This is a genomic window from Pseudomonas sp. St386, assembly GCF_018325865.1.
GTDB classification, from domain to species: Bacteria; Pseudomonadota; Gammaproteobacteria; order Pseudomonadales; family Pseudomonadaceae; genus Aquipseudomonas; species Aquipseudomonas brassicacearum.
On record NZ_AP021900.1, the window covers coordinates 4655498 to 4668658 of the forward strand.

The 13161-nt window shown below is 56.6% G+C and carries 13 protein-coding genes, 4 tRNA genes and 1 pseudogene; 5 read left to right on the forward strand and 13 right to left on the reverse strand.

Translation table 11 applies throughout. The annotated features are described in order from the left end of the window. Positions 1 to 286: 286 nt before the first annotated feature. From KI235_RS20460 to KI235_RS20475, 4 genes are all read right to left on the reverse strand, one after another. On the reverse strand, positions 287 to 487 hold the full coding sequence (locus tag KI235_RS20460; RefSeq protein ID WP_013693816.1) for a hypothetical protein: 201 nt from the start codon (positions 485 to 487) through the stop codon (positions 287 to 289). Positions 488 to 592: 105 nt separating this feature from the next. Then, on the reverse strand, positions 593 to 1018 hold the full coding sequence (locus KI235_RS30500; RefSeq protein ID WP_003203795.1) for a hypothetical protein: 426 nt from the start codon (positions 1016 to 1018) through the stop codon (positions 593 to 595). A gap of 253 nt (positions 1019 to 1271) precedes the next feature. Further along, a complete protein-coding gene (locus tag KI235_RS20470; RefSeq protein WP_100264119.1) occupies positions 1272 to 1490 on the reverse strand; it encodes a hypothetical protein in 219 nt (72 codons plus the stop codon). A 61-nt stretch (positions 1491 to 1551) separates the two neighbouring features. Beyond that, entirely contained in the window at positions 1552 to 2097 is a 546-nt protein-coding gene (locus KI235_RS20475) for a DUF4410 domain-containing protein (protein ID WP_043042784.1), read from the reverse strand. A gap of 691 nt (positions 2098 to 2788) precedes the next feature. On the opposite strand from KI235_RS20475, the gene KI235_RS20480 reads away from it, so the two are divergent. From KI235_RS20480 to KI235_RS20490, 3 genes are all read left to right on the forward strand, one after another. Continuing rightward, positions 2789 to 3214, forward strand: a complete 426-nt coding sequence (locus KI235_RS20480) for a hypothetical protein (RefSeq protein WP_233839793.1) — start codon at positions 2789 to 2791, stop codon at positions 3212 to 3214. A 267-nt stretch (positions 3215 to 3481) separates the two neighbouring features. Beyond that, on the forward strand, positions 3482 to 3775 hold the full coding sequence (locus KI235_RS20485; RefSeq protein ID WP_038858735.1) for a type II toxin-antitoxin system RelE/ParE family toxin: 294 nt from the start codon (positions 3482 to 3484) through the stop codon (positions 3773 to 3775). A gap of 2 nt (positions 3776 to 3777) precedes the next feature. Next, positions 3778 to 4086 carry an addiction module antidote protein gene (locus KI235_RS20490; protein WP_038858737.1) on the forward strand — a complete coding sequence of 103 codons (309 nt, stop codon included), beginning with the start codon at positions 3778 to 3780 and terminating at the stop codon, positions 4084 to 4086. Positions 4087 to 4771: 685 nt separating this feature from the next. Here the strand turns inward: KI235_RS20490 and KI235_RS20495 are convergent. Further along, positions 4772 to 5287: a hypothetical protein gene (locus KI235_RS20495; RefSeq protein WP_233839794.1), complete on the reverse strand. Its 516-nt coding sequence runs from the start codon at positions 5285 to 5287 to the stop codon at positions 4772 to 4774. Positions 5288 to 5767: 480 nt separating this feature from the next. On the opposite strand from KI235_RS20495, the gene KI235_RS20500 reads away from it, so the two are divergent. After that, entirely contained in the window at positions 5768 to 6637 is an 870-nt protein-coding gene (locus KI235_RS20500; RefSeq protein ID WP_100264122.1) for an AraC family transcriptional regulator, read from the forward strand. 263 nt (positions 6638 to 6900) lie between these two features. On the opposite strand, the gene KI235_RS20505 is transcribed toward KI235_RS20500, so the two are convergent. Beyond that, positions 6901 to 7224, reverse strand: a complete 324-nt coding sequence (locus tag KI235_RS20505) for a DUF2388 domain-containing protein (RefSeq protein ID WP_100264123.1) — start codon at positions 7222 to 7224, stop codon at positions 6901 to 6903. A 131-nt stretch (positions 7225 to 7355) separates the two neighbouring features. Continuing rightward, a tRNA-Val gene (locus tag KI235_RS20510) sits at positions 7356 to 7432 on the reverse strand. A 183-nt stretch (positions 7433 to 7615) separates the two neighbouring features. Between KI235_RS20510 and KI235_RS20515 the strand changes: the two genes are divergently transcribed. Beyond that, entirely contained in the window at positions 7616 to 8899 is a 1284-nt protein-coding gene (locus KI235_RS20515) for an FAD-binding oxidoreductase (RefSeq protein ID WP_027912980.1), read from the forward strand. 232 nt (positions 8900 to 9131) lie between these two features. On the opposite strand, the gene KI235_RS20520 is transcribed toward KI235_RS20515, so the two are convergent. From KI235_RS20520 to purF, 6 genes and pseudogenes are all read right to left on the reverse strand, one after another. After that, positions 9132 to 9208 (reverse strand) — tRNA-Asp (locus KI235_RS20520). A gap of 89 nt (positions 9209 to 9297) precedes the next feature. Next, a tRNA-Asp gene (locus KI235_RS20525) sits at positions 9298 to 9374 on the reverse strand. Positions 9375 to 9432: 58 nt separating this feature from the next. Continuing rightward, a tRNA-Val gene (locus tag KI235_RS20530) sits at positions 9433 to 9508 on the reverse strand. A 103-nt stretch (positions 9509 to 9611) separates the two neighbouring features. Next, positions 9612 to 10385 (reverse strand): SDR family oxidoreductase, encoded by a 774-nt coding sequence (locus KI235_RS20535; protein WP_003203835.1) that lies wholly within the window; start codon positions 10383 to 10385, stop codon positions 9612 to 9614. Further along, a pseudogene (locus KI235_RS20540) lies at positions 10279 to 11592 on the reverse strand (O-succinylhomoserine sulfhydrylase). The gene KI235_RS20535 and the pseudogene KI235_RS20540 overlap by 107 nt, the downstream one beginning before the upstream one ends. Positions 11593 to 11650: 58 nt before the next feature. Beyond that, the gene (gene purF / locus KI235_RS20545) at positions 11651 to 13156 is read right to left on the reverse strand and encodes an amidophosphoribosyltransferase (protein WP_003203840.1); all 1506 of its coding nucleotides are present in this window, start codon (positions 13154 to 13156) and stop codon (positions 11651 to 11653) included. Positions 13157 to 13161: the final 5 nt, after the last annotated feature.

The following is a 13161-nucleotide window of genomic DNA, read 5'->3' on the forward strand; positions in this document are numbered from 1 at the left end:
TGTTCAAATGGGCGCCCATGTGTGTGGCAGGATTAGAGGAAACCAGGGACAGACCACGATTATAAAACTCGTACTGGACGCAATCTTTCACATCCCTTTCACAGCCGAGCGCCTATGGTCATCTCAGCTCCTAGTGAAACCCTTTTAGCCCGGCCTCCCCAGTCGGGCTTTTCTTTGCGCGCCAAAGGTACGCCGACGCCGTGAAACCAGGGACAAGACCACGATTTTGGCCCCCTTGTAATCGGCCCGTTTCATATCGTGGGTGTGACCCATTTCCCTTCATGCTTCAATGAAGAACCCTGCGACTCTCCCCAATCCTGATCCTGTCGAGCGCCCTGTTTAAAGCATCCAAGGCATCGAGCAGGGCTTTCGCCTCAGCCTCCCGACCATCGCCCCAGAGGCGTTCCGCCATTTTGTTCAGTGCCTGGATGGAGCGCTCAATGTCAGCAGCCGTCGCTGCTTTGCTTTCCTGAAGTTTCTTTGGCATTGATCAACCCTCCCTGGGGGCGTTGCTTCATCAGCTTCGACGCAGATACATCACGGCAGAACGCTATGCAGGTGCTCCCTACCCATCCCCCGCCGATGCCCCCAATCAGCGCTTCGCGGACTCACACTGGACGCGCAGGTCATGATTGTCGATATTCCCGCAACTACTGCTGCCGGTGGTGGCATTGCAGTAGGCGCGCTGGTCATGGTCATCAATGTTGCCGCAGGAACTGCTACCCGTCTCCGCGTTGCATCGCGCACGCAAGTCATGATTATCGATGTTGCCGCAACTGCTGCCGCCCTGCTTGGCATTGCAATAGGCACGCTGGTCATGATCATCAATGTTGCCGCAGGAACTGCCTCCCAGCTCTGCGTTACACGCCGCACGCAAATCGTGATTATCAATGTTCCCGCAACTGCTGCCGCTTTCCCTGGCATTGCAATAAGCGCGCTGGTCATGATCATCGATGTTGCCACAACCGGCAAAGGCGTAACCGCTGAACATCAATACCATCGCAAGAATCACTTTCATTTCATACGTTCCTGGGCCTGCCAGGAAACAGCCTGGCACTGGTTGATCCTGTTTTATTGAGCGTCGCGACACGCTATCAAATTGACATCATTTTAAGGAAAAGTTCCGGAGCCGGATTGAGTGAAGCTGGAGGGATGCAGCCGGGCGTGAGGTGGGAAACAGGGGGACAGACCACGATTTTGAGTTCATCTGTAATCAGCCCGTCTCATAATCGTGGCCTGCCCCGCGTCCCCTCAATCCTTTAACTCTCACCTCATCTACTCGCACCATAGAAGTGATTCAGCACTATTAGCTCAAACACAGCCACCAATGCGCAGAACGCGATGAAGCCGGGGCTGAAGACCCGCTTGGGCTTGGATGGGCCGTCGCCCAGCCAGGTCGCGACGGAGTAAAAGGAAAACACTACGAGAAATACCAACAACGCATAGGTCCACGCCTTGCTCCAGACTCCCTGTGTTTTCCATTGAGTCATCCGCGCTCTTCCGCAACCCACTTTATTCGTCGACTCATGACGCCGGTTATCCAGGATCGCATTACTTGGTTTTTGCGCTCTTGATGTCACTGATGATTTTCTGAGAAATAGCCTGGACCTGCTCTTTGGTCATAGCCGACATGACACCTTCCCAAGCCGACGAGGACGTGTCATAGGTGCGAGTTCCAATCAGGTGACCCGATTTCAAGTCCGAGTAGTCGGCACTGGAATTGACCCACGCATTTCCCACCATGACCCCGGCTCCGTAGCGCGCGCCTGGAGTCAGGTAACGGAAATTGGTTACGTTGATCTTGATACCGACACCGTCCTTGCCCTCGAGGCTTGATGCCTGAGCCTCTTTAAGGCTGTAGCCGGCGCGAGTTGCTTCGACTTGCAGGGCGTCATTCCACTCTTGCTTCAAGCGAGGCCAGTCCTCGTTTTGTTGAACCTTGCTGTTGCCTTGAAAGTTTACGATCAGGTTCTGCTTGGCTGACTCCTGAATGACGAGCGTTTCAGTCCCGCCGCTTTTTACAGAGGCAGCGCATCCGCTCAACATCAAAACAGCTACCGCGCAGGACAGCGCAATCGAAAGCTTGGATGTGTTCATTGAATTTCCATATCCACAAAATCGGTTGAGAGAGGAGTTAAATATCCCGCCGAGCCAGATGGGCCCACATGCTGGACGCGCAGAATTTAGCACCATTACTTCGCTGCTACGAGCCAAGGGCGGGCCAGGTGCGTGCATTAATCTAGCGGCCTCAGAATCGTGGTTTGTCACTTCTTAGCGGCGCGAAACCAGCCCTTACGCAGGCGCCTATGGGCAGGTAACAGCCTTTCGAGCCTGCTTCTTGGTCCACAGCAGACGACCATTGATTCGTCCCTCAGACCATGACTCGGTAACCAGAGCGCAATTGCCGCTCAGGTTCTCAACAAACGACCTTGGATAACCTTCAGGCTCATCTCCACCCAGACGCATCCAATTTGGATCTGGCGAGGTCACTGATTGATAAGGCATGCAGGCTGCCAGTGTGACCAGCGAGAGAGTCAAAACTACCTTTTTCATATAAGTCCCAATCAATGGCAACACACCAGGCCACTATGTTGCCACCCAGCCATCTTAAAAACACACCTGAGCTGGCGTCTGTACCCACCCGAGAGCCGAGGACAGACCACGATTTTTATAGTCGTGGTCTGTCCTCGATCCTCTTCAACCAAACAATCATCGGCATTTTTCCGGCTTGAGATGAGGGGGACGGCATGGTCAAATAACCGATAGCCTTTTGCCATGGAGATCTCAGTTGAAGCAGTACCGCGGACCTATCCTATTTTTTTCAGTAATGATCTCACTCTTTGTCCTGCTTCAACTCTGGCATGCACGGTCTGCTTCGGAAGACAAAAAGGAGGAGCGAGAACGCCAGCTTAAAGGGACCGCGCTCATCATGAATGCCCAGTCCCAGAAGACGGTCGATGACACTCGCCTTGATTCGGTGACCTATCAAGACGGGATCATGCGTATCTCCTACACGCTTACAAAAACCTCGAAAGATGAAATCGATTCCGACGCATTTACGAAAGACAAAAAAGCTCTTGCGGCCTCTGTATCCTGCGATGAAAAAGGTCTAGGACAGTTCGTGAAGTCGGGGCTCTTGATCAAATACACAATCAATGACTCAAGCAGTGCTCCGATCACTGACTTTCAGATAAGCAAGTCCGATTGCCTTTGAAGGTCAGCCCTGAATAAGCCCGCCTCTCTCGCGGGCTTTTTTATGCGTGCCGTACCCGCCCTCTCGACGTTTCCGCGCAGTCCGTCCCCTCGAACACATCCACTGACTCCTCTTCGCCGCGTACGCAAAGACTGGGGACAGACTACGGTTTCGCTCATCCTCAGATCCTGGTCTGTCTCTGTTTCCCCCCACCACCGGATTGAGAATATAGGGGGGCGACCAAAATCAGCACTTTGACTTCCTGTATCCAACTGGATACGGTCATTCATGATTTACCGCATACAGCAAACGCAGACGTTCACTGCTTGGCATTCATCGGTCCGTGATCTGCGAGCAAAAAACGCTATTGCCCGCCGCATTGATCGCGCCGCAGCAGGTAACCTGGGCGATGTGAAACCTGTCGGTGATGGTATTTCAGAGTTGCGTGTGGATGTAGGCGCTGGCTACCGGGACTATTTCACCATGCGCGGTGGATTGGTCATCGTGCTACTGGCGGGTGGTGACAAGTCTTCACAGAGTGCTGATATCCGGCGAGCGAAGAAATTGGCAAAGGAGATTTGAACATGAGCCAACACCTGACGACATTTGACATGGCGGCACTACTCGATAGCGACGAAGCCATCAGTGAATACCTTTCCCAAGTGCTGGCTGATGGTGATAGCGAGGAGTTTCTCCGAGCGATCGGCTATGTCGCCAAGGCCCGCGGAATGGCGCAGATCGCTAAGGACTCTGGCATGGGGCGAGAAAGCTTGTACAAGGCGTTCGCACCCGGATCAAAGCCGAGATTTGATACCGTACTCAAGGTCATTCATGCGCTAGGCATTGATCTTCATGCGCAGCCTGGGCATGCCGCTAATCATTCACCTGCCTGACGAACGGATTAGACAGATACAAGAAGCCTGGCACTGGGACCGAGTGACGTTGGGAACAAACCACGATTTTGTATCCGCCGACAATCAGCCCGTCCACAATCGTGGTCTGTCCCCGTTTTCCCTCGCAAGAACGGTAATCAGCGCTCCAGACCGGGCAAAGCATGGGCCAGGCTCGTCGGCCACAGGGTTAAGCAGCCCTGCGTACGCAGTTTAAGCAATGCTGATCGCAGTAAGAACCAACAGCCATGCGAGGGAAACCGGGGACAGGCCATGATTTGAAATAACTTTACTTGGCTCTCACAATCGCGGCCTGTCCCGGTTTTCTCTATTTAGAAGGTTTGTGCACCGGCAGGGTTGGATGTTTCGGCTTATTTTCCGGGTTTACGTGGCGCCTTCTATCATCCTTACCATCGTCGCGCGCTGGCTTAGGTCCCGGTTTGATGTTGGTTAGCATGCATTTCCCCTTGTGTCCGCAAATTGATTTCGATGTGAAATAGAAAGACGGTGGCGGTGCATCTACCGCGCAACCTTTCTGAGCTTCGCAAAAAATACGTAGCGTCAATTTGCTATGAGTCAAGGCAACGAGCGATCAGGACACAGTCGCTTGAGGAAGCGAACTTGGTGGATCCTGCATAATCGCGGTCTGTCCTTAGATTTGATTATCTTATGGTGTGACGCTTCGTGTTTAGCTCTTGAAAAGCTCATTGCACCGGGTACACCACCCTTCAGCTGCGCTCCGGTTCATTGGAAAACGGAGGAGAGGATGACTTGTATCGGCAACCGTCAAAACCAGTGAGAATTTTATGAATCTACGCCGAATCTCGTCGGCTGGAACGCTCATGCCTGCCCCATCGACTATTTGAATAACGCCGCCCGACACCATGCTGTCAATCTGTTGCCACTCGCACTGCCAGCCTGTTACCCACGTGAAGTCTCGAATTTGATAGTCGCCGGTGGCGCTTTGGCATTGAGCGAGTTTCTTGTTGGAGAGGTCAAAGACAAAAAATAGGGGACTTGGATAGCCGAGCAGCTGCGTAGCGTCAAGGCTCAGACCTTCTTTCAGGTTGATGGATGCTACAAGTGCTTTTGCTCGTCTCTTGCGCCGTATCAAGTGCCATATGGCGAGGCAAAAAATAGAAACAGAAGCCAGGAAGAGCTGACGTCCTTCGACTGAAAGCTTATCGGGCCAAAACTCTATCATGCCCCACAAGAGTCCTATCGTCGTAAGCCCCGATAACCAAGCGGCGGGGATCACTATACTGTTAGCGAGGCTAGCTCCGAGCGTCCTCAAACAGCTTGTCATACTGCATCCAATATCATTTATAGAAGAACTCGTAGGTTATCACTCACAGAGCGCTGACTTATGGGAAAAGGGAAGGGATTTATTTTCTAGTCGGCAGTTGATCCAAGCGAATCCACTCGATGAAAGCTCTCAGCGCAGCGAAGCAAAAAATCAATCTACCCCCTTTTTTTCCTCTTTCGACTTGACCAGCACGCGAGGTAGTGAACACCAGCAGAGAACGGCCAGAAGTGGTCATCTGAAATGCCCCCGCCCCTCACATCGCCTTGGAAGAGATCGCATGTGCCAACCCAAAACGTACCTTGAGCAAACGCGGCTAGGCGCGTTCACGTCGCTATAGTCGACTCTATTGCCGACCGTACTTCCAGGAGCCTTTTCCCAGTGTCTGACATGTCGCCCAACTTCGCTTACACAAAACGCTTCAACGCCGTCCTCGCCTACATTAATGAGAATCTCGAAGGTGATCTGTCGGTGAATACGTTGAGCCATGTGGCGAACTTTTCGGCATTTCACTTCCATCGACAATTCACCGCGTTCGTAGGCGTGCCTGTTTCACGTTATGTGCAACTGATGCGATTACGACGCGCGGCGCACCGCCTGGCCGCCGCCGCTGATCACTCGGTACTGGAGGCCGCACTCGGTGCCGGCTTCGAAAGCCCGGAGGCATTTTGCAGGGCGTTCAGGCGGGCGTTCGGTATGACGCCGAGTGCGTTCAGGAAGGAGCCGAACTGGCAGGTCTGGAATGCGGTGTTCGCAATCCCTCATTTTTCCAGGACTATCATCATGCAAATACGAATCGTGCAATTCCCTGAAGTCAGGGTCGCAGCATTTGAACACTGCGGGCCCGCCGGGCTCGTCAATGAGAGCGTGCGCAAGTTCATCGAGTGGCGTAAGCAGAGCGGACAGTCGCCGGTGGCGTCGAGTCGCAGCTTTGGCATTCCCTATGGCAACCCCGATACGACACCTGCGCAAGCATTCCGATTCGCCATCTGCGGCGAGATTCACGAGGCCGTGGCGCCGAATGAGTTCGGCGTGCGCGAAATCGTCATTCCCGGCGGTCGCTGCGTCGTGGTACGACATGTGGGGTCACCGGATCACATCGGCGAAACGATCTATCCGATTTACCGCGATTGGCTTCCTGCCAGTGGAGAGGAACTTCGTGACCAGCCGCTGTTCTTCCATTACCTGAGCATCTACCCCGAGACACCGCAGGATCACTGGCAAACTGATGTGTATGTTCCGCTGCAATAGCGGGGCAAGCAGCCTTCCCCCCAAAGCTCGTAAAGGCTCCAAGGCAACCGTCAACAAGAGCGTCTTGCCCACGCCATCGGCCTAAGGTGATTTCGTCAAGACGTACCTACCGGACGGCTACTGAACCAGGGACGAGGCCCTGATGATTTTTAGACCAGGCTTATCCGGTCTGCTTGACGGATTAAGCGGTGCTGTACCACGCTCAGGGAGCGTGGCGGAAAGTAGAACGAGAAACCTGGCGTATAGGAAAGGCCAGGTCGGCATCAGAAAGAGGCCGCGATTGCTTGGGCGAATTGCTGGTCAGACATCAGCGGTGGCTTGTATGCCGTATGGTAATAGCGTAGTGCCTGCTCAAACTGAGCGCCGCGAATCTCGCCATCTGAGCCAATGAATGCAAGCGCGTCGGCCTTGGCGGGCTTGAAGTTTCTTGCAGCCACCTCAGAAAGCCCGGTAGTTAAAGAAAGGACAGTGGTTGGAGCTAATGTGATCATCATCATCGAGTGTTCATACGAGCCTTTAGGTTCCGCGGCTGTATAAGCGCTGATTGATACCGTGATGGCGATTAGCAAGGTCTTCCATGAACCCATACTTCGATACTTCCATCACGATCAAAGGGTTGATATCGGTGGTCGCTTTTCCAAAGCGTTTCCAAACGCAACAAAAAAGGGCCCACCTTTCGGTGAGCCCTTCTAGACCGCCCAGCAGAGCGGATTTTGTTTGGTAGGCGCGATTGGACTCGAACCAACGACCCCCACCATGTCAAGGTGGTGCTCTAACCAACTGAGCTACGTGCCTGCTGTGAGGCGGCATTCTACGGAATTCCGGAGGGGTGTCAATACCTTTTTTTCACCTAACCCTATGAATATGCAAAATATTTAATTTCGCCAAGGCAACGAAGATTTTGCGGTAGCTGGCGGCCGATTTTTATCTCGGGTAGGATCGCTGCATTCGTAAAAAATATAAAACAGAGGTTGCAGAATGGCGAACACATCCTATCCAGCGTCCTATTACGCCGCGTCGGCCAACCCGGTTCCTCCGCGCCCTGCCCTGCAGGATGACGTCGAGACGGATGTTTGCGTGATCGGCGCTGGTTACACCGGCCTGTCCTCTGCGCTGTTTCTGCTGGAGAACGGTTTCAAGGTCACCGTGCTTGAGGCCGCGAAGGTCGGTTTTGGGGCTTCGGGTCGCAATGGCGGGCAGATCGTTAACAGTTATAGCCGCGACATTGATGTGATCGAACGCAGCGTTGGCCCTCAACAGGCGCAGTTGCTAGGCAACATGGCGTTCGAGGGTGGACGGATCATTCGCGAGCGAGTGGCGAAGTATCAGATTCAGTGTGATTTGAAGGACGGTGGTGTATTCGCCGCCCTTACCGCTAAACAGATGGGCCACCTGGAGTCGCAGAAGCGTTTATGGGAGCGATTCGGGCATACCCAGCTGGAGTTGCTGGATCAGCGGCGTATTCGCGAGGTGGTGGCTTGCGATGAGTATGTGGGCGGCATGCTCGATATGAGCGGCGGGCATATTCATCCGCTCAACCTGGCCTTGGGCGAAGCGGCGGCTGTGGAGTCGCTGGGCGGGGTGATTTATGAGCAATCGCCAGCAGTGCGCATCGAGCGGGGTCCCAGCCCGGTTGTGCATACGCCACAGGGCAAGGTCAGGGCCAAGTTCATTATCGTGGCGGGCAATGCTTACCTGGGCAATCTGGTGCCAGAGCTGGCGGCCAAATCCATGCCTTGTGGTACGCAGGTGATTGCCACCGCGCCGTTGGGCGATGAACTGGCTCATAGCCTGCTGCCTCAGGATTATTGCGTCGAAGACTGCAACTATCTGCTCGATTACTACCGACTGACGGGCGACAAACGTCTGATCTTCGGGGGCGGCGTGGTGTATGGCGCTAGGGATCCGGCGAACATTGAGGCGATCATTCGGCCGAAGATGCTCAAGGCCTTCCCGCAGCTCAAGGATGTGAAGATCGATTACGCCTGGACCGGAAATTTCCTGCTGACGTTGTCGCGTCTTCCGCAGGTCGGGCGGCTGGGGGATAACATTTATTATTCCCAGGGCTGCAGTGGCCATGGCGTGACGTATACGCATCTGGCGGGTAAGGTCCTGGCTGAGGCGCTGCGAGGTCAGGCTGAGCGTTTTGATGCGTTTGCGGACCTGCCCCACTACCCCTTCCCCGGCGGTCAGTTGTTGCGTACGCCATTTGCGGCGATGGGGGCTTGGTATTACGGGTTGCGGGATAAATTGGGGTTCTGAGAACGACAACACATCACCAAAGGGCTGCTTCACGCAGCCCAGCGGGGCGGTGCGACGTTTCGCTAAATCCCCTCGCCACAAGCAAGCTCCCTCGCCACGGGCTTGTTCCAATCTTTCAAATCGCAAAAACAAAAAACCCCGGTCTTTCGACCAGGGTCTTTGCTATCGACTAGAAGTAGCTTTGCAGCTTGCTTCTTAGCTTCAAGGCGTTCAGTGGGCCTCGAAGCAGATATGGCGCAGCGGACGGGACTCGAACCCGCGACCCCCGGCGTGACAGGCCGGTATTCTAACCGACTGAACTACCGCTGCGTATCGCTATGGACTTGCGTCCAGTTAACTCGTCTGATCCAAACCCTTGGGTTTGAATCTCGAACCAGGCGAACCTGCTTCGGAAAATATGGCGCAGCGGACGGGACTCGAACCCGCGACCCCCGGCGTGACAGGCCGGTATTCTAACCGACTGAACTACCGCTGCGCGTCGGTGGAGGCTTTTGACAGCTTCCGTCTTGCTTTCGCAAAACTCTCGTAAAACATGGTGGGTGATGACGGGATCGAACCGCCGACATTCTGCTTGTAAGGCAGACGCTCTCCCAGCTGAGCTAATCACCCTTTGCTTCGTTGAGGCCGCGAAATTTACGCAGGTACCGAAGCTAAGTCAATAGCAGGGTTGAAGTTTTTTCAAAACAGTTTCAAACGGCACCCGCAACCGCACTTACGTATAAATCATTTTCTTGGTCATGCCGCCGTCCACCACGAACTCCTGCCCCGTGACAAAACCGGCATTGCGCGACAACAGCCACGCCACCATCGCCGCCACATCCTCTACCGTGCCTACCCTGCCCGCTGGATGCTGGGCGTGATCGGCGTCGGTCAGCGGCTGTGCACGACGCTGGGAGGGATCGCGCGCGTCGATCCAGCCAGGACTGACGGCGTTGACCCGGATCTCCGGCCCGAGGCTGATTGCCAGGGCATGAGTCAGGGCCAGCAAGCCGCCCTTGCTCGCCGCATAGGCTTCGGTGTCGGGTTCCGATTGCGCAGCGCGGGTCGAGGCCAGGTTGACGATGGCGCCGTTGTGAGCGCGCAGATACGGCGCGCAGTGCTTGGCCAGCAGCATCGGCCCACCCAGATTCACCGCCAGGACCCGATTCCAATAGGCCAGGTCCAGGCTTTCCAGAGTGATGTTGTGCGGGTCGGCGATGGCCGCGTTGCACACCAGCGCGTCGAGCCGCCCGAACTGCCCGAGCACCTCGGCGATACCGGTGGCGACCTGCGCCTCGTCCGCCACGTCCATGGCGATAAACCAGGCATTGTCGCCCAGGGTCTTCGCCACCTTGGAACCGCGCTCGCGGTCCAGGTCGGTCAGCACCACCTGCCAGCCTTCACAGATCAACCAGGCAGCGATACCCAGGCCGATGCCCCGTGCGGCGCCCGTAACCAGTGCAACCCGGCCATGAGTGCCGCTCGGCGGCGTAGCCAGCTCGATCACAAGGCCGCCAACCCGCGGGCCAGGTCGACTTGCAGGTCAGCCACGTCTTCCAGGCCGACCGCAACGCGGATCAGGCTGTCACGAATACCCGCCGATTCACGCTCCTGGGGCGACAGGCGACCGTGGGACGTGGTGCTCGGGTGGGTGATGGTGGTCTTGGTGTCACCCAGGTTGGCGGTGATGGAAATCAACCGGGTCGCGTCGATGAAGCGCCAGGCGCCCTCCTTGCCCCCTTGACCTCAAAGCTCACCACCGCGCCGAAACCACGTTGCTGACGCAAGGCCAGGTCATGTTGTGGATGGCTCTTGAGACCGGCGTAATGCACTTTCTCGATGCCGTCCTGCTGCTCCAGCCACTCAGCCAAGGCCTGGGCATTGGCGCAATGGGCTTTCATGCGCAGGCCGAGGGTTTCCAGGCCCTTGAGGAAGATCCAGGCGTTGAACGGGCTGAGAGTGGGACCTGCGGTGCGCAAAAAGCCCACCACTTCCTTCATCTGCTCGCTACGACCGGCCACCACGCCACCCATGCAACGGCCCTGGCCGTCGATGAACTTGGTTGCCGAATGCACCACCACGTCCGCTCCCAACTTCAGCGGTTGTTGCAGCGCCGGGGTGCAGAAGCAGTTATCGACCACCAGCATGGCGCCCTTGGCATGGGCGATTTCCGCCAGCGCGGCGATGTCCACCAGCTCGGCCAGGGGGTTGGACGGCGATTCGACGAACAGCAGCTTGGTATTGGCCTTGATTGCCGCATCCCAAGCGGACAGGTCCGCCAGGGGCACGTAATCGACTTCCACGCCAAAGCGCTTGAGGTACTTTTCGAACAGGCTGATGGTCGAGCCGAAGACGCTGCGCGACACCAGCACGTGGTCGCCACCGCTGCACAGGCTCATCACCACGGCCATGATCGCGGCCATGCCGGTGGCAGTGGCCACGGCTTGCTCGGCGCCTTCCAGGGCGGCGATGCGCTCCTCGAAAGCCCGCACGGTCGGGTTGGTGTAGCGCGAGTAGACGTTGCCCGGCACTTCGCCAGCAAACCGTGCGGCTGCATCGGCAGCGGTGCGGAACACGTAGCTGGAGGTGAAAAACATCGGATCGCCATGTTCGGCTTCCGGTGTACGGTGCTGACCCGCGCGAACCGCCAGGGTATCGAACGCTACGCCCTCAAGGTCGCTGTCCAGCCGACCGGCATCCCAATCCTGACTCATGCTGTCACTCCTGAAATCGGTTTAAACGCAAACCGGCCCCTCAGGGCCGGTTGGTTAATCAATTGTTGTACAGATCGATGATCGCGCTGACCGCCTGAGTCTTGGCCTTGGACGCATCGTTACGTGCGTTCTCGATCTTGTTCAGGTAGGCCTCGTCGATGTCGCCGGTGACGTACTTGCCATCGAATACCGCGCAATCGAAGTGCTCGATCTTGATCTTGCCGCCACCGACCGCTTCGATCAGGTCCGGCAGGTCCTGGTAGATCAACCAGTCGGCGCCGATCAGGTCGGCCACGTCCTGGGTGGTACGGTTATGAGCGATCAGCTCATGGGCACTCGGCATGTCGATGCCGTAGACGTTAGGGTAGCGCACAGCCGGGGCCGCAGAGCAGAAATACACGTTCTTGGCACCGGCTTCACGGGCCATCTGGATGATCTGCTTGCACGTGGTGCCACGCACGATGGAGTCGTCCACCAGCATCACGTTCTTGCCGCGGAATTCCAGTTCGATGGCGTTGAGCTTCTGGCGTACGGACTTTTTCCGTGCAGCCTGGCCCGGCATGATGAAGGTCCGGCCGATGTAGCGGTTCTTCACGAAACCTTCGCGGAACTTGACGCCCAGGTGGTTCGCCAGCTCCAGGGCCGCAGTGCGGCTGGTGTCGGGGATCGGGATGACCACGTCGATGTCATGATCCGGACGCTCGCGCAGGATCTTGTCAGCCAGTTTTTCACCCATGCGCAGGCGGGCCTTGTAGACCGAGACGCCGTCGATGATCGAGTCCGGACGCGCCAGGTAGACGTGTTCGAAGATGCATGGGGTCAAGGACGGGTTGGTCGCGCACTGACGGGTGTGCAGCTTGCCGTCTTCAGTGATGTAGACCGCTTCGCCCGGGGCCAGGTCGCGAATCAGGGTGAAGCCCAGCACGTCCAGGGACACGCTTTCGGAGGCGATCATGTACTCGACGCCTTCGTCGGTGTGACGCTGGCCGAACACGATCGGGCGGATACCGTGGGGATCGCGGAAACCGACGATGCCGTAGCCGGTGATCATCGCCACCACCGCATAGCCACCGACGCAACGGTTATGCACGTCGGTCACGGCGGCGAACACGTCTTCCTCGGTAGGCTGCAGCTTGCCGCGCTGGGCCAGTTCGTGAGCGAACACGTTGAGCATCACTTCCGAGTCGGAATTGGTGTTGACGTGGCGCAAGTCAGATTCGTAGATCTCCTTGGCCAGTTGTTCGACGTTGGTCAGGTTGCCGTTGTGCGCCAAGGTGATGCCGTACGGCGAGTTGACGTAGAACGGCTGGGCTTCAGCCGACGTCGAGCTGCCCGCGGTCGGGTAGCGCACGTGGCCGATACCCATGTGACCGACCAGGCGCTGCATGTGGCGCTGGTGGAACACATCACGCACCAGGCCGTTGTCCTTGCGCAGGAATAACCGGCCGTCATGGCTGGTCACGATACCGGCAGCGTCCTGGCCGCGGTGCTGGAGCACGGTTAGCGCGTCATACAGCGCCTGATTGACGTTCGACTTACCGACGATACCGACGATGCCACACATGCGAC

Bases quoted from the DNA above. Each gene is read 5' to 3' on its own strand.
- KI235_RS20460 (WP_013693816.1), bottom strand. From the start codon at position 487: ATGCCAAAGAAACTTCAGGAAAGCAAAGCAGCGACGGCTGCTGACATT.
- KI235_RS30500 (WP_003203795.1), bottom strand. From the start codon at position 1,018: ATGAAAGTGATTCTTGCGATGGTATTGATGTTCAGCGGTTACGCCTTT.
- KI235_RS20470 (WP_100264119.1), bottom strand. From the start codon at position 1,490: ATGACTCAATGGAAAACACAGGGAGTCTGGAGCAAGGCGTGGACCTAT.
- KI235_RS20475 (WP_043042784.1), bottom strand. From the start codon at position 2,097: ATGAACACATCCAAGCTTTCGATTGCGCTGTCCTGCGCGGTAGCTGTT.
- KI235_RS20485 (WP_038858735.1), top strand. From the start codon at position 3,482: ATGATTTACCGCATACAGCAAACGCAGACGTTCACTGCTTGGCATTCA.
- KI235_RS20490 (WP_038858737.1), top strand. From the start codon at position 3,778: ATGAGCCAACACCTGACGACATTTGACATGGCGGCACTACTCGATAGC.
- KI235_RS20495 (WP_233839794.1), bottom strand. From the start codon at position 5,287: ATGATAGAGTTTTGGCCCGATAAGCTTTCAGTCGAAGGACGTCAGCTC.
- KI235_RS20505 (WP_100264123.1), bottom strand. From the start codon at position 7,224: ATGGGTTCATGGAAGACCTTGCTAATCGCCATCACGGTATCAATCAGC.
- KI235_RS20515 (WP_027912980.1), top strand. From the start codon at position 7,616: ATGGCGAACACATCCTATCCAGCGTCCTATTACGCCGCGTCGGCCAAC.
- purF (WP_003203840.1), bottom strand. From the start codon at position 13,156: ATGTGTGGCATCGTCGGTATCGTCGGTAAGTCGAACGTCAATCAGGCG.